General features: G+C 59.9%; 22 protein-coding genes and 2 pseudogenes. 8 read left to right on the top strand and 16 right to left on the bottom strand.

Features of this window, described 5'->3' with window-relative positions:
• Window positions 1–123 precede the first annotated feature (123 nt).
• Both IB254_RS25665 and IB254_RS25660 read left to right on the top strand, forming a co-directional pair.
• Window positions 124–1,323, top strand: coding sequence for a CaiB/BaiF CoA transferase family protein (locus IB254_RS25665; RefSeq protein ID WP_192420169.1), 1,200 nt, complete (start codon window positions 124–126; stop codon window positions 1,321–1,323).
• Between the two features lie 58 nt (window positions 1,324–1,381).
• Window positions 1,382–2,245: a TIGR02285 family protein gene (locus tag IB254_RS25660; protein WP_225602499.1), complete on the top strand. Its 864-nt coding sequence runs from the start codon at window positions 1,382–1,384 to the stop codon at window positions 2,243–2,245.
• 171 nt (window positions 2,246–2,416) lie between these two features.
• Here the strand turns inward: IB254_RS25660 and IB254_RS25655 are convergent, their stop codons facing one another.
• The 5 genes from IB254_RS25655 to xerD form a co-directional block, all read right to left on the bottom strand.
• Window positions 2,417–2,704: a DUF3509 domain-containing protein gene (locus tag IB254_RS25655; protein WP_192420165.1), complete on the bottom strand. Its 288-nt coding sequence runs from the start codon at window positions 2,702–2,704 to the stop codon at window positions 2,417–2,419.
• A gap of 1,148 nt (window positions 2,705–3,852) precedes the next feature.
• Entirely contained in the window at window positions 3,853–5,262 is a 1,410-nt protein-coding gene (thrC, locus tag IB254_RS25650; protein WP_008025609.1) for a threonine synthase, read from the bottom strand.
• Between the two features lie 66 nt (window positions 5,263–5,328).
• Window positions 5,329–6,633 (bottom strand): homoserine dehydrogenase, encoded by a 1,305-nt coding sequence (locus IB254_RS25645; protein ID WP_032828598.1) that lies wholly within the window; start codon window positions 6,631–6,633, stop codon window positions 5,329–5,331.
• A 134-nt stretch (window positions 6,634–6,767) separates the two neighbouring features.
• Window positions 6,768–7,499 carry a bifunctional protein-disulfide isomerase/oxidoreductase DsbC gene (gene dsbC, locus IB254_RS25640; RefSeq protein WP_192228458.1) on the bottom strand — a complete coding sequence of 244 codons (732 nt, stop codon included), beginning with the start codon at window positions 7,497–7,499 and terminating at the stop codon, window positions 6,768–6,770.
• Window positions 7,500–7,677: 178 nt separating this feature from the next.
• The gene (xerD, locus tag IB254_RS25635; RefSeq protein WP_008025604.1) at window positions 7,678–8,574 is read right to left on the bottom strand and encodes a site-specific tyrosine recombinase XerD; all 897 of its coding nucleotides are present in this window, start codon (window positions 8,572–8,574) and stop codon (window positions 7,678–7,680) included.
• A 157-nt stretch (window positions 8,575–8,731) separates the two neighbouring features.
• Here xerD and IB254_RS30025 point away from each other — a divergent pair.
• Window positions 8,732–8,881, top strand: a pseudogene (locus tag IB254_RS30025) (hypothetical protein); the annotation flags it as partial.
• Window positions 8,876–9,124 (top strand): annotated as a pseudogene (locus IB254_RS30020) (sodium:proton antiporter); the annotation flags it as partial. The pseudogenes IB254_RS30025 and IB254_RS30020, both read left to right, overlap by 6 nt.
• 110 nt (window positions 9,125–9,234) lie before the next feature.
• Here the strand turns inward: IB254_RS30020 and IB254_RS25625 are convergent.
• The 6 genes from IB254_RS25625 to ffh form a co-directional block, all read right to left on the bottom strand.
• Window positions 9,235–9,648, bottom strand: a complete 414-nt coding sequence (locus IB254_RS25625; RefSeq protein WP_008025600.1) for an acyl-CoA thioesterase — start codon at window positions 9,646–9,648, stop codon at window positions 9,235–9,237.
• 91 nt (window positions 9,649–9,739) lie between these two features.
• Window positions 9,740–10,090, bottom strand: a complete 351-nt coding sequence (gene rplS, locus IB254_RS25620) for a 50S ribosomal protein L19 (RefSeq protein ID WP_003175895.1) — start codon at window positions 10,088–10,090, stop codon at window positions 9,740–9,742.
• Between the two features lie 45 nt (window positions 10,091–10,135).
• The gene (gene trmD, locus IB254_RS25615) at window positions 10,136–10,888 is read right to left on the bottom strand and encodes a tRNA (guanosine(37)-N1)-methyltransferase TrmD (protein ID WP_007897583.1); all 753 of its coding nucleotides are present in this window, start codon (window positions 10,886–10,888) and stop codon (window positions 10,136–10,138) included.
• A 2-nt stretch (window positions 10,889–10,890) separates the two neighbouring features.
• Window positions 10,891–11,427 (bottom strand): ribosome maturation factor RimM, encoded by a 537-nt coding sequence (gene rimM / locus IB254_RS25610; RefSeq protein ID WP_008025598.1) that lies wholly within the window; start codon window positions 11,425–11,427, stop codon window positions 10,891–10,893.
• Between the two features lie 5 nt (window positions 11,428–11,432).
• Complete coding sequence (gene rpsP / locus IB254_RS25605; protein ID WP_007944872.1) at window positions 11,433–11,684, bottom strand: 30S ribosomal protein S16; 252 nt, start codon at window positions 11,682–11,684, stop codon at window positions 11,433–11,435.
• A gap of 249 nt (window positions 11,685–11,933) precedes the next feature.
• Window positions 11,934–13,310: a signal recognition particle protein gene (gene ffh, locus IB254_RS25600; RefSeq protein WP_008042378.1), complete on the bottom strand. Its 1,377-nt coding sequence runs from the start codon at window positions 13,308–13,310 to the stop codon at window positions 11,934–11,936.
• A 195-nt stretch (window positions 13,311–13,505) separates the two neighbouring features.
• On the opposite strand from ffh, the gene IB254_RS25595 reads away from it, so the two are divergent.
• The 3 genes from IB254_RS25595 to IB254_RS25585 all read left to right on the top strand — a co-directional run bounded on the left by IB254_RS25595 (window position 13,506) and on the right by IB254_RS25585 (window position 17,110).
• On the top strand, window positions 13,506–14,318 hold the full coding sequence (locus IB254_RS25595) for an inner membrane protein YpjD (RefSeq protein ID WP_192420162.1): 813 nt from the start codon (window positions 13,506–13,508) through the stop codon (window positions 14,316–14,318).
• 12 nt (window positions 14,319–14,330) lie between these two features.
• Window positions 14,331–15,563 (top strand): HlyC/CorC family transporter, encoded by a 1,233-nt coding sequence (locus IB254_RS25590; RefSeq protein ID WP_192420160.1) that lies wholly within the window; start codon window positions 14,331–14,333, stop codon window positions 15,561–15,563.
• A gap of 230 nt (window positions 15,564–15,793) precedes the next feature.
• A complete protein-coding gene (locus IB254_RS25585; RefSeq protein ID WP_192420153.1) occupies window positions 15,794–17,110 on the top strand; it encodes an MFS transporter in 1,317 nt (438 codons plus the stop codon).
• 178 nt (window positions 17,111–17,288) lie between these two features.
• Here IB254_RS25585 and purT read toward each other — a convergent pair whose 3' ends face one another.
• From purT to IB254_RS25560, 5 genes are all read right to left on the bottom strand, one after another.
• Entirely contained in the window at window positions 17,289–18,470 is a 1,182-nt protein-coding gene (gene purT / locus IB254_RS25580; RefSeq protein WP_008042382.1) for a formate-dependent phosphoribosylglycinamide formyltransferase, read from the bottom strand.
• Between the two features lie 100 nt (window positions 18,471–18,570).
• Window positions 18,571–19,038, bottom strand: coding sequence for a VUT family protein (locus IB254_RS25575; RefSeq protein ID WP_192228454.1), 468 nt, complete (start codon window positions 19,036–19,038; stop codon window positions 18,571–18,573).
• 138 nt (window positions 19,039–19,176) lie between these two features.
• The gene (locus IB254_RS25570; protein WP_008025585.1) at window positions 19,177–19,392 is read right to left on the bottom strand and encodes a DUF1289 domain-containing protein; all 216 of its coding nucleotides are present in this window, start codon (window positions 19,390–19,392) and stop codon (window positions 19,177–19,179) included.
• A complete protein-coding gene (locus tag IB254_RS25565; protein ID WP_192420151.1) occupies window positions 19,389–19,913 on the bottom strand; it encodes a gamma carbonic anhydrase family protein in 525 nt (174 codons plus the stop codon). Before IB254_RS25565 ends, IB254_RS25570 begins: the two co-directional genes overlap by 4 nt.
• A gap of 54 nt (window positions 19,914–19,967) precedes the next feature.
• Window positions 19,968–20,567, bottom strand: coding sequence for a CoA pyrophosphatase (locus IB254_RS25560; protein ID WP_008025581.1), 600 nt, complete (start codon window positions 20,565–20,567; stop codon window positions 19,968–19,970).
• Between the two features lie 147 nt (window positions 20,568–20,714).
• On the opposite strand from IB254_RS25560, the gene IB254_RS25555 reads away from it, so the two are divergent.
• Window positions 20,715–21,266, top strand: coding sequence for an NUDIX hydrolase (locus IB254_RS25555; protein ID WP_008042386.1), 552 nt, complete (start codon window positions 20,715–20,717; stop codon window positions 21,264–21,266).
• Window positions 21,267–21,299 lie beyond the last annotated feature (33 nt).

Raw genomic sequence — 21,299 nt, 5'->3', positions numbered from 1 at the left:
ATACGTGGAAAGGCGGCAAGTCTAACCGATGCGGCAGGCTTCGCGGCCATCAACCTTGAGCGACTGACGGCGGGCTGTGCTAAAACGCTCTATCAGCCAAGCCTTTGTCCTACAGGATCCAGCATGCCGTTCACCGCCAAACCCCTCTCAGGTCTGAAAGTCATCGAATTGGGCACGTTGATCGCCGGGCCGTTTGCCTCGCGTATTTGCGGCGAATTCGGTGCCGAGGTCATCAAGATCGAATCCCCCGACGGTGGTGATCCGTTGCGCAAATGGCGCAAGTTGTATGAAGGCACGTCGCTGTGGTGGTTCGTTCAGGCACGCAACAAGAAGTCCCTGACCTTGAACCTGAAACACCCGGACGGCCTGGCAATCCTGAAAAAGCTGCTCAGTGAAGCGGACATCCTCATCGAGAATTTTCGCCCCGGCGTGCTGGAAAAACTCGGTCTGGGTTGGGACGTCCTGCACGCACTGAACCCGAAACTGGTCATGGTGCGCCTTTCGGGTTTCGGCCAGACCGGGCCGATGAAGGATCAGCCAGGTTTTGGTGCGGTCGGTGAATCCATGGGCGGCCTGCGCTACATCACCGGGTTTGAGGACCGACCGCCGGTACGCACCGGGATTTCCATCGGCGACTCGATTGCGGCGCTCTGGGGCGTGATCGGTGCGCTGATGGCTTTGCGTCATCGCGAGGTCAATGGCGGTCTGGGTCAAGTGGTGGATGTGGCGCTGTACGAAGCGATCTTCGCCATGATGGAAAGCATGGTCCCGGAGTTCGACGTGTTCGGCTTCATTCGCGAACGCACCGGCAACATCATGCCGGGCATCACGCCCTCCTCGATCCACACCAGCGCCGACGGCAAACATGTGCAGATCGGCGCCAATGGCGATGCGATTTTCAAGCGATTCATGCTGATCATTGGCCGTGAAGACCTGGCCAACGACCCGGCGCTGGCCAGCAATGACGGACGTGACAGCCGTCGCGACGAGATTTATGGGGTGATTGATCGCTGGGTCAATGCGCTGCCGCTGGACACCGTCATCGAGCAGTTGAATCAGGCTGATGTCCCCGCCAGCCGGATCTTCAGCGCCGAAGACATGTTCAGTGATCCGCAGTACCTGGCTCGGGAAATGTTCCTGAAGGCGAAGCTGCCGGACGGCAAAGATTTCAAGATGCCGGGAATTGTGCCGAAACTCTCAGAGACACCCGGCAGTTCGCAATGGGTCGGGCCGCAGTTGGGCGAACACAATGCGCAGGTACTCAACGATCTTGGCTACGACAAGGAACAGATCGCAAAGCTGCGTGAAGACGGGGCCATCTAAGCTGAAACGCCTGCTTTCGCTGCTCATCACAGACTGCCTGTCGCACGGCAGGAGGGTGATGTGTGCGCTCGCGGCGATAGCCTTGCTCATCGGTCCGACCTCGTCGGCGATGGCGCAGCCCAAGGAAACCATGATCTGGCTGTTGCGGGATCTGCCACCGCTGACGATTTTCGAAGGACCGAAAAAGGGCCTGGGCGTCATCGACCAACTGTTGCCGCTGTTGATCGCCGGCATGCCGCAATACGAACACACCTTGATGCGAGTCAACCGTGCTCGCGCCTTGCAAATGCTCCACGAGCCGTCCCTTACCTGCGATGCGGCGTTGAACCGGAGCAAGGAACGCGAACGCTGGATCGCGTTTTCCATTCCGGTGTTTCGGGCCATGAGTAACGGCGTCGCCGTGCGGCGCGTTGACAGTGGGACGCTTGCCCCCTTCATCCAGGACGGTGAACTGGACCTGGCGGCCTTCCTGGCGAGCGGCGGCGAGAAGTTGGGCATTATCGCCGAGCGTAACTATGGTGATTACCTCGACGCGCTGCTCAAACAGGCACCACCTGACTCGCTGACCCCGCACTACGGCAACGACGCCTTGGGCAGCCTGTTGCAGATGCAACGCCTGGGGCGCTTGCGGCTGCTGTTGGGATACCGCCCGGAAATCCGCTATCAGGCCCAACAGCAAGGGATCGCCGAGGATGAATTGCAGTTCTACCCGATTCGCGGCGCCGAGAAATTCTTGTCCGGTTACATTGGCTGCACCGACACGCCCAAAGGTCGGCAGGCGATTGTCGAGATCAATCAATTGCTGCGAAAAATGCCTCACGATCGCTTGAGCGAGGCGTACGCCGCGTGGCTCGACCCGGAAAGTCGCGGTGCCTATCTGGAAGAATCCAGGAAGTATTTCGAGCAACAGGCGCTGGAATGACAAATCGCGGGCAAAAAGAAACCCCGAGAAGTGGGGAGACATCTCGGGGTTAAACGTGGTCTACAAAAAGACCAGTGGCAGCACGACTACAAGCACCGGAGCACAATGCTTGATCTTGCTGTTACATGCTCTGACTGACCTGGGTCCAGGAAGGTTCCCACAAAAGACAATTCAATTACTGCGGGCCACGACCTTGTCCTGTGCAGCATTGCGCAATGCCGCGATAACGCAGGGTTCCAGGCGTCCTTCGGCAATCATCAGATCGCGATGCAAGCCGTCGACCACATCTGTGAGCAGACGTTTGTCGGTCAACTGGGCCTGATTGAACTCCCGCTCGACCACGATGGCGCCGGTTGTGCTCTTCAGTGTCACCAGGCATTCGCCGTGAGCGCCTGAGGGGGTCAACGTTACCTGGTACGGGCTCAGAGCCTCACCGAGCAATAGATTGATACTTTCCATCTCGATCACCACTCAATAGTCCGAAAACAAAGTGCCTGGGGCGTGTTCACATTAAGTGACCATTGGCCCGAGAAGAAAGTTCTGGATTCCAGGTGCAGGCGCGTCGGCGTCTCTGGTGGGTAGAGCATGCATGGGGTAGATGACAGGTTTGTGTATGGCTTGGGTTTTGGTGGTTGGTTGGGATCGGGATCGGGATCGGGATCGGGATCGGGTGAATATCCGTTTCTTCGGTGAGGGCGGCTATTGGTTTCGCCCTTACGGCGAGTCACTTGGAAGAGCCCCAAGTAACCAAGGGCTCTTGCCCCTTTCGTTCGGTGGCTCGCTAAGGCTCGCCATGCCCTCGCTCCGGTCCTGCTCCGTGGGCCCGCCGCCATCGGCCATCCATGGCCGGGGGCGGCTAACCCGGCATCCATGCCGGGTTGCCCACTACGCAGAACCTGCGCTCGGCCTCTCGAGGGGGCGCTCAGATCAAAAGCGCAAGGCGAGCTAACGCTCGGCCTGATGAGTGGTGGAAATCAAAAGCGTACGCGATTCCCTGTAGGAGCGAGGCTTGCCCGCGAAAAACGACCGGACAACGCGTTCATTCAGACAGCCCGCGTTATCGTTGACGCCCATCGCCAGCAAGCTGGCTCCTACAATTTTGAATCGTGTGAACCCAATCACCGTGTAGGAGCCGGCTTGCTGGCGATAGCGGTGGGTCAGTCAGCACATTTATTGACTGGACGGATGCCATCGTCGGAACGCCGCCCGCAGCAAGCCGGCCCCTACAGGGGAGTGGTGCACAGTCCGGAATGAGTGAACGCATCAAAGAAGGACAACGCGAACAACCGAAGAGCCAGGTCGGCTTTCAGGCCGCCTCGGCGGCTGTGGCGGTAGTCGCCCCCTCGAGAGGCCGAGTGGAGGTTCTGCGCAGTGGGCACCGCGGCAGGGATGCCGCGGTAGCCGCCCCCGGCCATGGATGGCCGATGGCGGCGGGCCCACGGAGCAGGACCGGAGCGAGGGCATGCCGAGCCTAGGCGAGGCACCGAACGAAAGGGGCAAGAGCCCTTTGGTTACTTTGGGGCTTTTCCAAAGTGACTCGCTGTAAAAGCGAAACCAATAGCCGCCCTCACCGCAGCAACGGATATGCCCCCAATCAATCCAACCGATTACAACGGCTTCCCACGATTCCCATGCTGACTGACAAAAGCCTGTACAGCCTTAAGATCATTCGGCAACACCGTGCAACGCTCATCCCGCTCAAACAGATCGGCAAGGTGAACAGGCAACTCCAGCGCTTTACCCACGCCTGCCTTCTCAACCGCATCCGGGAATTTGACCGGGTGCGCAGTGCCAAGGATCACCATCGGAATATCCAGACTACGACGGCATTCACGCGCAGCCTTCACACCGATAGCCGTGTGCGGATCCAGCAACTCACCCGTCTGCTCGTAAACCTCAGCAATCGTTTCGCAAGTTTGCGCATCATCCACAGCCAGCGAATCGAACAGCTTGCGCGCTTCGGTCCAACGCTCCTGTTCAACGCTGAAGCCGCCGCCCTGCTTGAACGAATCCATCAACCCGGCAATCGCCGCGCCGTTGCGACCGTGCAGGTCGAACAGCAGACGCTCGAAGTTCGACGACACCATGATGTCCATCGACGGCGACAACGTGGCGTGCAGGGTTTCCTTGACGTACTGATTGCCGCTCATGAAGCGGTGCAGGATGTCGTTGCGGTTGGTGGCGACGATCAACTGGTTGATCGGCAGGCCCATGTTGCGCGCCAGGTAACCGGCGAAGATGTCGCCGAAGTTGCCGGTCGGCACCGAGAACGACACCGAACGCGCCGGGCCACCCAGTTGCAGGGCTGCGTGGAAGTAGTAGACGATCTGGGCCATGATCCGCGCCCAGTTGATCGAGTTCACCGCCACCAGACGCGTGCCCTTGAGGAAGCTTTGGTCGGCGAAGCTCGCCTTGACCATTTCCTGGCAGTCATCGAAGTTGCCTTCGATGGCGATGTTGTGGATGTTCTCGCCGAAGATCGTGGTCATCTGCCGACGCTGCACTTCCGATACGCGGTTATGCGGGTGCAGGATGAAGATGTCGACGTTTTCGCAGTGCTTGCAGCCTTCGATGGCGGCCGAACCGGTATCACCGGAAGTGGCGCCGACGATCACCACGCGCTCACCGCGCTTTTCCAGCACGTAATCAAGCAGGCGACCGAGCAGTTGCAGGGCGAAGTCCTTGAACGCCAGGGTCGGGCCGTGGAACAGCTCCAGCACCCACTCATTGCCGTTCAGTTGACGCAACGGTGCCACGGCGTTGTGCGAGAACACGCCATAGGTTTCTTCAAGAATCTTTTTGAAATCGGCATCAGGAATGCTGCCGGTGACGAACGGGCGCATCACCCGGAAGGCCAGTTCGTGATACGGCAGGCCGGCCCAGGAAGCGATTTCTTCCTGGGTGAAACGTGGCAGGTTTTCCGGGACGTACAAACCGCCGTCAGTGGCCAGACCGGCCAGCAGGACGTCTTCGAAATTCAGGGCCGGTGCCTGGCCGCGGGTGCTGATATAACGCATGACTGACTCCAATGGACAGTGTTCGCAAACCCGGGCCCGCACGCAGGCCCGGTGAACGATAACGGCTTAGTTCAGGTGCTCGACGCGGATCCGTACAACCGGACCGACCACGCCCGTGAGGGCTTCGAGGGCGGCAATCGCGTCGTTCATGTGCTGTTCCAGCACACGGTGGGTCAGCAGGATCATCGGCACCAGACCGTCATGCTCTTCGACTTCTTTCTGCATGATCGATTCGATGTTGATGCCACGCTCCGACAGGATGCTCGCGACCTGAGCCAGCACGCCCGGATGGTCCTTGGCCTGAATGCGCAAGTAGTAAGCGCTTTCGCAGGCTTCGATCGGCAGGATCGGATGCGCCGACAGCGAATCCGGCTGGAAGGCCAGGTGCGGCACGCGGTTTTCCGGATCGGAAGTCATGGCGCGAACCACGTCTACCAGGTCGGCGATCACCGACGAAGCGGTCGGCTCCATGCCGGCACCGGCGCCGTAGAACAGGGTCGAACCGGCAGCGTCACCGTTGACCATCACCGCGTTCATCACGCCGTTGACGTTGGCGATCAGGCGATCGGCCGGGATCAACGTCGGGTGCACGCGCAACTCGATGCCAGCCGCCGTGCTGCGAGCGACGCCCAGGTGCTTGATGCGATAGCCCAGCGCTTCGGCGTAGTTCACGTCAGCCGTGGTCAACTTGGTGATGCCTTCGGTGTAGGCCTTGTCGAATTGCAGCGGAATGCCGAACGCGATGGAGGCCAGGATCGTCAGCTTGTGGGCCGCGTCGATGCCTTCAACGTCGAAGGTCGGATCGGCTTCGGCGTAACCCAGGGCCTGCGCCTCGGCGAGTACGTCTTCGAAGGTGCGACCCTTCTCGCGCATCTCGGTGAGGATGAAGTTGCCGGTGCCGTTGATGATGCCGGCGACCCAGTTGATCCGGTTGGCGGACAGGCCTTCACGGATCGCCTTGATCACCGGAATACCACCGGCCACGGCCGCTTCGAACGCAACGATCACGCCCTTCTCGCGAGCCTTGGCGAAAATTTCATTACCGTGAACGGCGATAAGCGCCTTGTTCGCGGTGACCACATGCTTGCCATTCTCGATGGCCTTGAGTACCAGCTCGCGGGCAACGGTGTAGCCGCCCATCAGCTCTATAACGATGTCGATCTCAGGGTTCGTGGCCACTTCGAAGACATCGTTGGTAATCGCAATACCGGTCGTTTGGAACTGAGGCTTTGGCGTGCGAATGGCAATTTGTGCCACTTCGATTCCACGCCCGGCACGACGAGCAATTTCCTCGGCGTTGCGCTGAAGTACGTTGAAGGTACCGCCACCGACGGTCCCTAACCCACAGATGCCTACTTTGACCGGTTTCACTGTGAACTCCCCATAAAACGGCCGACTCAAGGCCGGCCGTGAAAACAGCCGCATGCTCGCGGCTCTCTATTAATGGCCCGGCAAATGTTGCCGCCGGACCATGATCGTCAAAGGCTGGCCGTGACGATGCGAATTTACTTCGCGCCCAGCGCCAGTTTGGCGACTTGTGGCGCAGGCTGGTAGCCCGGAATGACCTGACCGTCGGCCAAAACGATGGCCGGTGTGCCGTTCACGCCAATCGACTGACCGAGGGCGAACTGTTTGGAAACCGGGTTATCGCACTTGGCGGCCTTGATTTCCTTGCCGTCGACCATTTTGTCCATGGCCGCTTTCTTGTCTTTCGAGCACCAGACCGCTTGCAGCTGTTCGTCACCCGGCGAGCCCAGGCCCTGGCGCGGGAACGCGACGTAGCGCACTTCGATGCCGCGCTTGTTCAGCTCAGGCACTTCGGCATGCAGCTTGTGGCAGTACGGGCAGGTGGTGTCGGTAAACACGGTGATGTGCGATTTGGTTTCGCCGATGGCCGGGTAGACCACGGTTTCCGCAACAGGAATGGCGTTGACCAGCTTGGAAATGCCCAGGCGTTCAGCTTTTTCGGTCAGGTTGACCGGCTTGCCGTCCTTGAGCTGAAACATGTAGCCCTGAACCACGTATTGACCGTCGGCACTGGCATACAGCACGCGGCTGCCCTGCAGTTTGACTTCATACAGGCCCGGCAGCGGACTGGCGGAAATGCTTTCTACCGGCACTTCGAGCTGGAGGGTTTCCAGGCTTTTACGAATGGCTTTGTCGGCCGCATCATCGGCGACGGCAAGGGTGCTGACCAACGCAATGGCTGCGGCGGCGAAAATCTGGGTCAGACGCATGAGAACTCCTGAAGGCGGACAAATGGGACGACCAGAACGCCCGTGCCGAAACACCGGGTCATAACCGCCCATCGTGCAAACCGGCAAAGCCTACCACATAAGGGCTGTGTGGCCGAATGTGGGGTGACAAGACAACGCCCGCCCAGCGAAAACGCCGCGATCCTTGTAGGGATTGTGATCATCCACGCGGATGGTGTTTGGCATGCAGGTCCTGCAAGCGTGCCCGGGCAACGTGGGTGTAGATCTGAGTGGTCGACAGGTCGCTATGGCCGAGCAGCATCTGCACCACTCGCAAGTCGGCGCCATGGTTGAGCAGGTGCGTGGCGAACGCGTGACGCAGCGTGTGCGGCGACAGCGATTTGCCAATCCCGGCAACCTTGGCCTGATGCTTGATGCGGTGCCAGAACGTCTGGCGGGTCATCTGTTCGCCGCGCTGACTGGGGAACAGCACATCGCTCGGCCGCCCGCCGAGCAGCTCGCCGCGGGCGTCGCGCATGTAACGCTCGACCCAGACAATCGCCTCTTCGCCCATCGGCACCAGCCGCTCCTTGCTGCCCTTGCCCATCACCCGCAGCACGCCCTGGCGCAGGTTGACCTGCTCCAGCGTCAGGCTGATCAGTTCCGTCACCCGCAAACCGCAGGCGTACAGTACTTCGAGCATGGCGCGGTCACGCTGGCCGATCGCTTCACTCAGATCCGGCGCCTTCAGCAGTGCTTCCACATCGGCTTCCGACAAGGATTTTGGCAATGGCCTACCGAGTTGAGGCATATCAACGCGTAACGTCGGATCGACCGCGATCAACTTTTCCCGCAACAGATAACGATAAAAACCTCGAACACCCGAGAGAAATCGCGCAGTGGAACGGGGTTTGTAATTCTGCTCCAGGCGCCAGGCCAGGTGATCGAGGATCAGCTCGCGACCGGCGTTGATCAACTCCAGTCCCTTCTCCTGCAGCCAGCCATTAAACAAGGCCAGGTCACTGCGATAAGCATCGCGAGTGTTGTCGGAAAGGCCTTTCTCCAGCCATAACGCGTCGAGGAATTGGTCTATCAGTGGATGATCGATGGCAGGCATGGGCACTCGAAACATGCAGTCTTGAGACTGCGCGCGAAAAAAAGGTGAACAGTAAAAACCACCGCTAGTCTTTCATAGCCCGCTACTTCAAGGAACAGGAAGACTCAATGAACGAGCAACAGATTCTGTTGGCTTTTGGCGGTATTGGTGTGGCGCCCCCAAAGCCTCGATTGCCAACATCCTGCGTTGGGAAGGCATCGTCATCGACCCTATCGGCGCCCTCCTCGCCGTAGTGGTGTACAGCTTCATCATCGCCCGTACGTCGGGTGACGGCTTGAGCCAAGGCCTGCCGACCTTCGGCGGAGTTGAGGAACTGACCTACAACAAACTGGCTAATCTGCTGCATCAGGGGGCCGAGCTGTACAGCACAACTCTGACGGAGGGGTTCGGCAGGGAGGATTACCGGGCGCTGCACGGGGAGCGCGCGGCATTGCTGTTCGCTCGCAATGACAGCGGATGGGTGCATGTCGCGACGCCGGACAGTCCGTTGAAGCCTTCGGCGGGGTGGTCGTTGCTGGCGTTGATTCAACCGCAGGTCGGCGGCGCCTGATAGATCGATTCGCGGGCAAGCCACGCTCCTAAAAGGGTCTACTTAATACCTGCAGGAGCGAGCGGTGCGGCGACCCGACTTGCCCGCGAAGGCCACACCTCGGTCCCGCGTCAGGCGGCAAACCCAGGCAACACCGGCACCGGCCGCTTGTCTTCATCAATCGCCACAAAGCTGAACTGCCCATGAATCGCCTTCTCGCGACCATCACAGCTCATGCTTTCAACAAATACTTCAACTTCGACCTTGAGGCTGGTGTTGCCGACCTTGATCACCCGCCCGACCAGTTCAACGATGGAGCCGGCAGGGATTGCGTGATTGAAGTCGATACGGTCCGTGGAAACGGTCACCAACGGTAGCCGGCAAAAGCGGGTGGCGGTGATGAATGACACTTCATCCATCCAGGCCAGCGCAGTGCCGCCGAACAGGGTGTTGTGGTGGTTGGTGGTCGACGGGAAAACCGCCTTGGTCACGCGGCTCACCGAGAGTTCGGTGCGGCGTTCGATTTCTTGCTCACGAGCGGTCATGGGTCTACAGCCTGAAACGAAATTCCGGGATAAATGGCGGGCAACAAAAAAGCAGCCCGTAGGCTGCTTTTTTCTGCATCGGAAGCTGGACTTAAGCCAGTTTTTCCTTGATGCGAGCTGCTTTACCGGACAGGTCACGCAGGTAGTACAGCTTGGCTTTACGTACGTCACCGCGACGTTTAACGGCCATGCTGTCGATTTGCGGGCTGTAGGTCTGGAAAGTACGCTCTACGCCAACACCGTTGGAGATTTTACGAACGGTGAAAGCACTGTTTACGCCGCGGTTACGCTTGGCGATAACAACACCTTCGAACGCTTGCAGACGCGAACGGTCGCCTTCCTTCACTTTCACCTGAACGACAATGGTGTCGCCCGGGGCAAAGGTAGGGATCTCTTTGGTCATCTGCTCTGCTTCGAGTGCAAGGATGATTTTGTTAGTCATGCTGTGCTCCTAAGGTAAATCAACGGACTTACCATCGATACGTTGTTAACTATCGTCCCGCTCGCGGATGTATTCCTCGAGCAGCTTCTTCTCTTCTCCAGAAAGCGAGCGGCTTTCCAGAAGATCGGCGCGTCGTTCAAAGGTCCTACCAAGGGACTGCTGTAAACGCCAACGCCGGATGTGCGCGTGATTGCCACTTAGCAATACGTCGGGAACACGCTGATCCGCATACACCTCCGGTCGGGTGTAGTGCGGGCAATCCAGCAAACCATCCGTAAAGGAATCTTCCTCGGCGGAGTCCGCATGCCCTAAAGCTCCAGGCAGCAGTCGTGTAACCGCATCGATCAGGACCATCGCCGGCAGCTCGCCGCCAGACAGTACATAGTCGCCAATCGACCACTCTTCATCGACATGAGCATCAATAAAACGCTCGTCAATGCCTTCATAGCGGCCGGCAATCAGGATCAATGCATCCAGATTCGCCAACTCGCGTACCGCCGACTGAGTCAGTTGACGGCCTTGGGGGGACAGGTAAATCACCTTCGCCGCCTCCCCGGCTGCTGCCTTGGCCTGAACCAGAGCATCTTCCAGGGGCTTGATCTTCATCACCATGCCCGGGCCACCGCCAAATGGGCGATCGTCCACAGTGTGATGTCGATCCGTCGTGTAGTCTCGCGGATTCCAACAGGTGAGCTGCAAGAGCCCCTGTTTCACCGCCCGACTGGTGATGCCGTACTCGCTGATGGCGGAGAACATCTCGGGAAACAAACTGATCACTTCTACGCGCAAGTTAGCCACGCTTAGAAGTCCGCGTCCCAATCCACCTTCATCTCGCCTGCGGCAAGGTCGACAGCCAACACACATTGCTCCGTATAGGGCAACAGGCGTTCGCGATCATCCAGGCTGCCAGCGCAAGGCTTGACCACCATTACATCATTGGCGCCGGTTTCCAGAAGATGATCGATTTTCCCGAGCAATTGCCCAAGGTGATCAATAACCTTCAGACCTTCCAGCTGGTACCAGTAGTACTCGCCGTCGGTCAATTCAGGGAACAGGTTGCGCGGCACGCAGATCTCATAACCGGCCAGAAGACGCGCTTCTTCACGATCATCAAGACCCTTGAGCTTTGCGACCAGGAACTTGTCGCTCCCGCGTCCGCTGACCAGCTCGACCTGTTTCACATTGCCTTCGCGCTTGAGCGTCCAGGTTTTGTACTGCAACAGGTTTTCAGTCGGATCAGTAAAGGAATACACCTTCACTTCGCCGCGAACGCCATGAACAGAATAAATCTTGCCGATAACGATCAAATCATCAGCAATGGCTGGCGTCGCGTTCATATTGCTCAGGCCGCAGCCTTAGCAGCGTCCTTCAACAACTGAGCAACACGCTCAGAAGGTTGTGCACCAACGCTCAGCCAGTAGGCTACGCGCTCTTGGTTCACGGACAGACGGACTTCTTGACCACGAGCAACAGGGTTGAAGAAACCAACCTGTTCCTTGTGCGAACCGTCGCGCGGGTTGCGGCTGTCGGTTACGGTCAAGTGGTAAAACGGGCGCTTTTTGGAGCCGCCAAGGGCAAGACGGATTGTTAGCATGTGAACATCGTTCCTGTAGTCGGTGCTGCAAATCTAAAGGCACAGCGGGCATAGGTGCCCGAAAGGCCGCATATTCTAAGGAATATCCGGACTTTTGCAAATGTCTTTTTCCGGCGGCCTATCGGACGCCAACCAGATTTGCTATAGAGCCGTCGTTGAAAACGGCCAGTCAGCTCCCGCCAAGTGCGGGTTTGCTGGAGATCCCACTTCCGTGTGGGCTGCGCAAGAGCAAGCCCCTGCGCGAATTCTTTACATTTTCGGCATGCCGCCGCCGGGCAACATACCGCCCATGCCGCGCATCATTTTGGCCATTCCGCCTTTCGCGGAGAATTTCTTCATCATCTTCTGCATCTGCTTGTGCTGCTTGATCAAGCGACCGATGTCCTGCACCTGAGTGCCGGAACCCATGGCGATCCGGCGTTTGCGCGAACCGCTGATCAGCTCAGGGTCGCGGCGCTCGGCCGGGGTCATGGAATTGATGATGGCTTCCATCTGCTTGAATTGTTTCTCTGCCGCGCCCTGGGCATTGCCCATTTGCGCCAGGTTCACACCGCCGATGTTCGGCAGTTTGTCCATGAGGCCACCGAGGCCGCCCATGTTCTTCATCTGTTGCAGCTGATCGCGGAAGTCTTCGAGGTCGAAGCCCTTGCCCTTCTTCAGCTTCTTGGCCAGCTTGTCGGCCTTGTCCTTGTCGAGCGTCGCTTCGGCCTGTTCGATCAGGCTGAGCACGTCGCCCATGCCGAGGATCCGCGAAGCGATACGCTCCGGATGGAACGGCTCAAGGGCTTCGGTCTTCTCGCCCATACCGATGAACTTGATCGGCTTGCCGGTGATGGCACGAACGGACAGTGCGGCACCGCCACGGGCGTCGCCGTCGACCTTGGTCAGGATCACACCGGTCAGCGGCAGTGCATCGCCGAAGGCCTTGGCCGTGTTGGCGGCATCCTGGCCGGTCATGGCGTCGACCACGAACAGCGTTTCGACCGGGTTGATCGCGGCGTGCAACGCCTTGATCTCGCCCATCATCTCTTCGTCGATGTGCAGACGACCGGCGGTATCGACGATGACCACATCAATAAACTTAAGCTTTGCTTCTTTTATAGCCGCTTGCGCGATGTCGACCGGCTTCTGGCTCAGGTCGGACGGGAAGAACGTCACGCCGATGTCGTTGGCCAGGGTTTCCAGCTGCTTGATCGCCGCCGGACGGTAAACGTCCGCGGACACCACCATCACCGACTTCTTCTTGCGCTCTTTAAGGAAGCGCGCAAGTTTACCGGCGGTGGTGGTTTTACCGGCGCCCTGCAAACCGGCCATCAATACGACGGCGGGCGGAACGGCGCTCAGGTTCAGGTCTTCGTTGGCCGCGCCCATCAGGCTTTCGAGTTCGGCCTGGACGATCTTCACGAAGGCCTGGCCCGGCGTCAGGCTGCGCGACACCTCGGTGCCGACGGCGCGTTCCTTGACCGAATTGACAAAGTCCTTCACCACCGGCAAGGCGACGTCGGCTTCAAGCAACGCCATGCGCACTTCGCGCAGGGTGTCTTTGATGTTGTCCTCGGTCAGCTTGGCCTTGCCGGTGACATGGCGCAGCGTCTGCGAGAGACGGTCGGTTAAGTTTTCAAACATTGCGCGATCCTTTCAGGCCCTGTGTAGACCGGGATAATGGCGGCCCAGACCGGAATCAACATGTGCTCGGCGAGCCTGCGGCGTGGGCAGGTCGCGGATTATAGCGAAGACTGCGACTGGCGGACACCTCGCACTTTCGTGGTGTGTGGGTTCTATGCCAAACTCAGCGCCTTTCGGGCTTGCCTAACAGGATTTATGCTCCCCTTGTCACCCAGTTTGCTTACCACCCTCGCCGCCGCCTGCTTATATGCCGCTGCGACCATTTATCAGGGCTCTCGCCTGGCCACCGGCGCCAAGGCGAACAAACGCCTGCTGGTCACGCTCGGCGTGCTCGCCGTGCTGGCTCACAGCGCCAGCCTGTTCACCCACCTGCTGACACCGATTGGCCTGGGCCTGGACTTTTTCAGCGCCGCCAGCCTGATCGCCGCAGCGGTCATTGCCCTGACGCTGCTGGCCTGCTCGCGGATCCCGGTGGAAAACCTGCTGATATTGCTGTTTCCGTTAGGCGCCGCCACCGTGCTGCTGGCACAGTTCGCCCCGGCCGGCACGGTGCAGATCATCGACGAAGAGCCGGGCATCCTCGCGCATATCCTGTTGTCGATCCTGGCCTACGGCATGTTCACCATCGCGGTGTTCCAGGCCTTGCTGCTGCTGGTTCAGGACCATCAACTCAAGCACAAGCACCCGTCCGGACTGATCAAGAACTTCCCGCCGCTGCAAACCATGGAAAGCCTGCTGTTCAGTTTCCTGTGGGCCGGCTGGACCTTGCTGTCGCTGTCGCTGATCTCTGGCTGGCTGTTCGTCGACAATCTGTTCGCCCAGCATCTGGTGCACAAAACCTTGCTGGCGTGCCTGGCCTGGATCGTCTTCAGCGTGCTGCTCTGGGGCCGCAACCGCCTCGGCTGGCGCGGACACAAGGCCATTCGCTGGACCCTCGCCGGTTTCTGCCTGTTGATGCTCGCGTATTTCGGCAGCAAGCTGGTCCGTGAATACATCCTGCACATCTGACGGGCGGCATAAATGGACGACTTGCCCATAGGGCCGATGCTCGCCGTAGTGGCCCTGCTGATTTTATGGTCGGGGCTGTTCACCGCCATTGAAGCGGCACACCAGCACTTGCTGGCCCAGCGCACCGCCTCGCGCGCAAGCGACAAACCGGTGGCAAAGCTGAGTTTTCCGCTCAACAGCCTGATTCTCTGCAACACCCTGTGCCGTGCACTGGTAGTGGTCATCAGCACTTTGCTGGCGATTTTCACTTGGGCTGAAAACGGCCCATGGGCCGCGTGCCTGGGGGCCGGCGCGATTCTGCTGGTGTTTGCCGACTACCTGCCGCGCACCCTGGCCGTCCGCTATCCCGACGCGGTCCTGGCGCTGGGCAACACCTTGCTCCGCGCGCCGCTGAAAATCATCTACCCGGCCGCCTGGCTGCTCAATGGCATCAGCCAGTTGCTGATGCGGCCGTTTGCCCGCAAGGCCAAAGTGGTGCAGCAGAGCGAGGACGAGACGCCGAAGGATCGTCACGACGACCAACAACCGGTTTGCCGTCCGCACGCGGTGTCCGGCATCCACGCGCTGGACAACATCACGGTCAACGACATTCTTGTGCCGCGCAGCGATGTCGACGGGATCAACCTCGACGACTCCATCGAAGAAATCCTCGAACAGCTTCGGGCCAACCGGCGCACGCGCCTGCCGGTGTTCCACAGTGACATCAACCAGGTCGAGGCGGTGCTCAACACCCGGCAGATCCGCCATCTGCTGCCCGACGGCCAACTCACTCGCGAAGCACTGCTGGCCGCGTGTCACGACCCGTATTTCGTACCGGAAAGCACACCGTTGCAGCTGCAACTGTTGAATTTTCACAAACAGCAGCGGCGCCTGGGCATGGTGGTCGACGAGTATGGCGAAGTGCTCGGCATCGTCACGCTGGAAGACATTCTCGAAGAAATCGTCGGCGAATTCGAAAGCCAGCACAGCCTGGACAACCCGCACATCCATCCGCAGGCCGATGGACGCCTGGTGATCGACGGTGCGGCGTCGATTCGCGACCTGAACAAAAGCCTCGGCTGGCATTTGCCCAGCGATGGCCCGAAAACCCTTAACGGGCTGGTGACCGAAGCGCTGGAGACAATTCCGGACAGTGCGGTATGCCTGAAGATCGGGCGTTATCGGCTGGAGATTCTGGAGACCGAAGACAACCGCGTGACCCGCGTGTTGATCTGGCACACGGCTGCAACCCCCACAACTGTGTGACAACCCGCCCTTGTAGGAGCCGGCTTGCCGGCGATGGCGTCCTTGAAATCGCTATCGCCGGCAAGCCGGCTCCTACAAAAAGCGTTTCCGACCGTGGCATAATCGACGCCGCTTACCCAAGCCCCGCCCCACCCCCGTGCTACCCGCACCCCCGCATCAAACCCACATCCCTGGGTGTTCGACCATAATAATTCGCTCCACTGGGGCACATGACTGTCAGGGATTACCGCATGACTACCAGCACGACCTACACCGAAACCACGCCTGTGCAACCGACGAACTCCGCCACCCGCGTGGCGACTGCGAGTTTCATCGGCACCGCCATCGAGTTCTACGACTTCTACGTGTACGCCACTGCCGCCGCGCTGGTGATCGGTCCGGTGTTTTTTCCGCAGACCTCCGGCACGGCCCAGATGCTCTCGGCGTTTCTCACATTCGGCATCGCGTTCCTCGCCAGGCCACTGGGCTCGGCACTGTTCGGCCACTTCGGTGACCGCATCGGGCGCAAATCGACCCTGGTCGCCTCCTTGCTGCTGATGGGCGTGTGCACCACGCTGATCGGCGTGCTGCCGGGTTACGACAGCATCGGGGCCTGGGCGCCGATCCTGCTCTGCGTGCTGCGCTTCGGCCAGGGTTTGGGCCTGGGCGGCGAATGGGGCGGCGCGGCATTGCTGGCGACGGAAAACGCGCCCAAGGGCAAGCGCGCCTGGTTCGGCATGTTCCCGCAGCTTGGTCCATCGATCGGCTTTCTCGCGGCCAACGGGCTGTTTTTGACGCTGGCAATGACGCTAAATGACGAACAGTTCCGTTCGTGGGGCTGGCGGATCCCGTTCCTGCTCAGCGCCGCGCTGGTGATGGTCGGCTTGTACGTGCGCCTCAAGCTGCACGAAACCCCGGTGTTCGCCAATGCCATGGCCCGTCAGGAGCGAGTGAAGATCCCGCTGGTCGAGTTGTTCAGCCAGTATTGGGCGCCGATGCTGCTGGGTGCCGGTTCGATGGTGGTGTGCTACGCGCTGTTCTACATCTCGACGGTGTTTTCACTGAGTTATGGCGTGTCGACGCTGGGCTACACCCGCGAGACCTTCCTCGCGCTGCTGTGTTTTGCGGTGCTGTTCATGGCCGCCGCGACACCGTTGTCGGCCTGGGCCAGTGACCGTTACGGGCGCAAACCGGTGCTGATCATCGGCGGCGTGCTGGCGATTCTGTCCGGGTTCTTGATGGAGCCGCTGCTGACCCAGGGTTCGACCTGGGGCGTGGCGCTGTTCCTGTGCATCGAGCTGTTTCTGATGGGCGTGACGTTTGCGCCAATGGGTGCGCTGCTGCCGGAGCTGTTTCCGACACACGTGCGTTATACCGGTGCGTCAGCGGCCTACAACCTGGGCGGCATTGTCGGAGCCTCGGCGGCACCGTTCTTCGCGCAGAAGCTGGTGGCGATGGGTGGTTTGAGTTATGTCGGCGGGTATGTGTCGGGGGCGGCGGTACTGAGTTTGATTGCGGTGCTGTGCCTGAAAGAGACGCGTCACAACGATTTGAATCGGGTGGCCTGAACCAGAAGCATCGCCAGCAGGCTGGCTCCCACAGGGTTATTGGGTGTACACAAAATCTGTGACCGCCCAATAACCCTGTAGGAGCTAGCCTGCTGGCGGGATTATTGGGTGTACACAAAATCTGTGACCGCCCAATAACCCTGTGGGAGCTAGCCTGCTGGCGATAGGCGCGCCTCGGTTACAGCTCGACTACGACCGCCTGAGAAGCACGGGTCGCTTTAGCACGGGCAGCCTCGATCGACTCATCCCGCGCCAGCGCCACACCCATCCGGCGCTGACCATTCACTTCAGGTTTGCCGAACAGACGCAACGCCGTGTCCGGCTCGCTCAATGCCGCGCCGAGATTGGCGAAAGCCGTCTGGGTCGACTGCCCTTCCACCAGAATTACCGCCGAAGCCGAAGGCGCGAACTGACGGATCAATGGAATCGGCAGCCCCAGAATGGCCCGTGCGTGCAGTGCGAACTGCGACAGGTCCTGAGAAATCAGGGTCACCAGGCCGGTGTCGTGCGGGCGCGGCGAGACTTCGCTGAACCACACCTGATCGCCTTTGATGAACAGCTCGACGCCAAACAGACCACGACCGCCCAAGGCTTCGGTGACCGCTTTGGCCACACGCTCGGATTCCGCCAGGGCAACCGGGCTCATGGCTTGTGGCTGCCAGGATTCCTGATAGTCGCCCTTCTCCTGACGGTGACCGACCGGCGCGCAGAACGTGGTGCCGCCGACGTGACGCACGGTCAGCAAGGTGATTTCGTAATCGAAGTCGATGAAGCCCTCGACGATCACCCGACCTTTACCGGCACGGCCGCCTTCTTGCGCGTAATCCCACGCGGTTTTCACGTCATCGACGCTGCGCAGCAGGCTCTGGCCCTTGCCCGACGAACTCATCACCGGCTTGACCACGCACGGGAAGCCCAGGTCCTGAACGGCTTTGCTGTAATCCTCGAAGGTGTCGGCAAAGTGGTACGGCGAGGTCGGCAGGTCCAGCTCTTCAGCAGCCAGGCGACGGATGCCTTCACGGTTCATGGTCAGTTGCGCGGCGCGGGCGGTCGGGATCACGGTGAAGCCTTCGGCTTCCAGTTCAACCAGGGTCGCGGTGGCGATGGCTTCGATTTCCGGCACGATGAAATGCGGCTTCTCGGCTTCGATCACGGCACGCAGGGCAGCGCCGTCGAGCATGTTGATCACATGGCTGCGGTGAGCGACTTGCATGGCCGGCGCGTTGGCGTAACGGTCAACGGCAATCACCTCAACGCCCAGGCGTTGCAGCTCGATCACCACTTCCTTGCCCAACTCACCACAGCCACACATCAATACGCGGGTCGCGGTTGGCGACAATGGAGTTCCGATACGGGTCATCTCAGGTCCTCAAAGGAGCGGATCATCGAGGGTCGCGGTGCCTGGCACGCTTCCCATGGGGAGAAAGCGCGGCATTTTACATGAACCTGAGGGTTTGGCTTCAGCCGGCGATGGCCAGTTTGCGCAAGCGCCACGCCATGATCAGCCACACGGCGGTCACGCCGGCGAACTTCGAGCCCATGGCGGTGAGGATCACGGCCGGGGTGAACGCGTCGATCATGCCGAAGAAGATGAAGGTATCGAGGGGAATGCTCAGGGCCGAACTTATCCACAGGCGGTCATGCAGCGGGCGTTTGGTGATGCTGAACACCAGCCAGTCGATGCATTCGGAGACCGCGAAGGCCGTGGCGCTGGCCAGGGCGATGGACGGATCGGAGGTGACATAGGACAGCACCAGCGCTGCGAGCATCGCTGCGATTGCACCGTGGCCGAAGCGGGTTTGCACCATGTCGCGCAGGACGAAGACCAAACCGCCCCAGGCAGACCAGATGATGTCCAGGTGCGGCGCGGTGGAGAAGGCGTAGTTGATCAGCACGACGCTGCTGATGTAGGCGATCAGGAAGAGCATGGAGGTACCTGTCAAATTGGCGCACAGGTTACTTCAGAGGAGGCGGTGGTGTCAGCGCTGACGCTTTCGCGAGCAGGCTCGCTCCCACATTTGATCGCATTCCCTTGTGGGAGCGAGCCTGCTCGCGATGGCCGCACCTCAATTTCCCGGTTTTGCCCCGATCATCCAGAGCAACCCGCTGGACTTCGCCCGCTCATGGCACAACCCCAACACCTTGCGCCGCTCTTCGTTGTCCATCCGGCTCCAGCCCGTGATTTCCGCCACGGTACGCTGGCACCCGGTGCAGATGTCATCGTCGTCCAGCGCACAGATATTCACGCAGGGCGATAGCACCGGGCGTTCGGGCGTGTTCATTCTTCCTGCTCTGCCAGATCGCGGGCATAACGCTGGGCGTTATGCACATAGTGCGCAGCGCTGGCCTCGAGCATTTTTTTCTGCGGCTCGGTCAGCTCGCGCACGACCTTGCCGGGCGAGCCCATGACCAGCGAACCGTCCGGAATTTCCTTGCCTTCGCCGATCAGCGAGTTGGCGCCGATGATGCAGTTCTTGCCGATTTTCGCGCCGTTGAGGATCACTGCATTAATACCGATCAGGCTGTAGTCACCGACGGTGCAGCCGTGGAGCATGGCGTTGTGGCCGATGGTCACGCCGGTGCCGATGGTCAGCGGGTAGCCCATGTCGGTGTGCATCACGGTGCCGTCCTGAACGTTGCTGTTCTTGCCGATCAGGATCAGTTCGTTGTCGCCACGCAACACGGCGTTGAACCAGACGTTGGCGCCCTCTTCCAGTTTGACCTTGCCCACCAGCACGGCGTTGGGGGCAACCCAGCTTTGCGGATGGGTGTCGACGCGGGCGTCGCCCAGGCGGTATTTCATCGTGTTGTCCTCAGGCTCAGGCAGCCGCGGCTTCACGCCATACGAGCGATGGCTTCAGGTGTTGATAAAACTCTTGGGCGGCTGGTGCAGGCTGATTTTGGCGTCATAGAGCAAGTTGATCAACTCGACGATCATGATCGCGGTCAGGCCCCAGATCTTGTATTCGCCATAACGATAACTCGGCACGTACCAACTGCGGCCCTGGTAATCGATGCGATGGGTATGTTCACGCGGGTCTTTGCGGAAGAATTCCAGGGGAACGCTGAACACCGCAGCGATCTCGGCGTCGTTGGCCAGGTACTCGACAAAATCCGGAATCACGCCGACATAAGGCGTGACCTTGATGCCGTGCAGGGAAATCAGCGGGCTCAACGGCCCGATCACTTCGACCAGCCCCGGCGGCAGGCCGATTTCTTCTTCGGCCTCGCGTAGCGCGGTGAAAATCAGGTCCGGGTCTTCCGGGTCGCGGCGTCCGCCGGGGAAGGCCACTTCGCCGCCATGGGTCGAGAGCCCGCTGGCGCGCAGGGTCAGAACCAGTTCCGGTTCATCACTGCGAGTGATGGGCACCAGAACCGCGGCCTCCGGGAAACGCTTGTCGGTTTCCAGTGTGCGTGGGATGTGGTTGCTTACTCGATGCAGTAGCTCGTCCAGCATGAGTCTTCTCGATTTATTCGCTACCTCGCATCATGCACCAATCACACCGACCGCCCAACCCCCCGAACTGCGGAGTGTCGCTAAACGACAACTTGCCGACAGACACCGCCGCACGCCAAGATAGGCGCAGCATTCAGGAACCCAAGCATGAAATTTTGCAGTCAGTGCGGCAACCCGGTCACCCAGCGCATTCCCGAAGGCGATTCGCGTCTGCGTTTTGTCTGTGACAGCTGTCAGGCGATTCACTACCAGAACCCCAATATTGTCGCCGGCTGCGTGGCGACCTGGGGCTCGAAAGTGCTGCTGTGCCGGCGCGCCATCGAGCCACGGCTCGGTTACTGGACCCTGCCCGCCGGTTTCATGGAGAACGGTGAAACCATCGAGCAGGCGGCCATTCGCGAGACCGCCGAAGAAGCCTGCGCGCGGGTGCGTAACTTGAGCATCTATACGTTGATCGATGTGCCGCACATCAGTCAGGTGCATGTGTTCTTTCGTGCAGAGCTGGTGGACCTGGATTTTTCCGCCGGCCCCGAGAGCCTGGAAGTGGCACTTTTCGACGAAGCCGACATCCCGTGGTCTGACCTGGCTTTCCGCACGGTGGGTCGTACCTTAGAATGCTTCTTCGCTGACCGGCGGACCGAGGTCTACCCCGTGCGATCCGAGTCGATCCCGCCGCTTGCTCAGCCTGCCATCACTTAAAAAACATCTATAAATAAAATAGCCGCGACACCT

The organism is Pseudomonas sp. PDM03, from assembly GCF_014852385.1.
GTDB classification, from domain to species: domain Bacteria; phylum Pseudomonadota; class Gammaproteobacteria; order Pseudomonadales; family Pseudomonadaceae; genus Aquipseudomonas; species Aquipseudomonas migulae.
The sequence above is the reverse complement of the archived record's forward strand: the minus strand, read 5'-3'. Positions and strand labels throughout refer to the sequence as shown.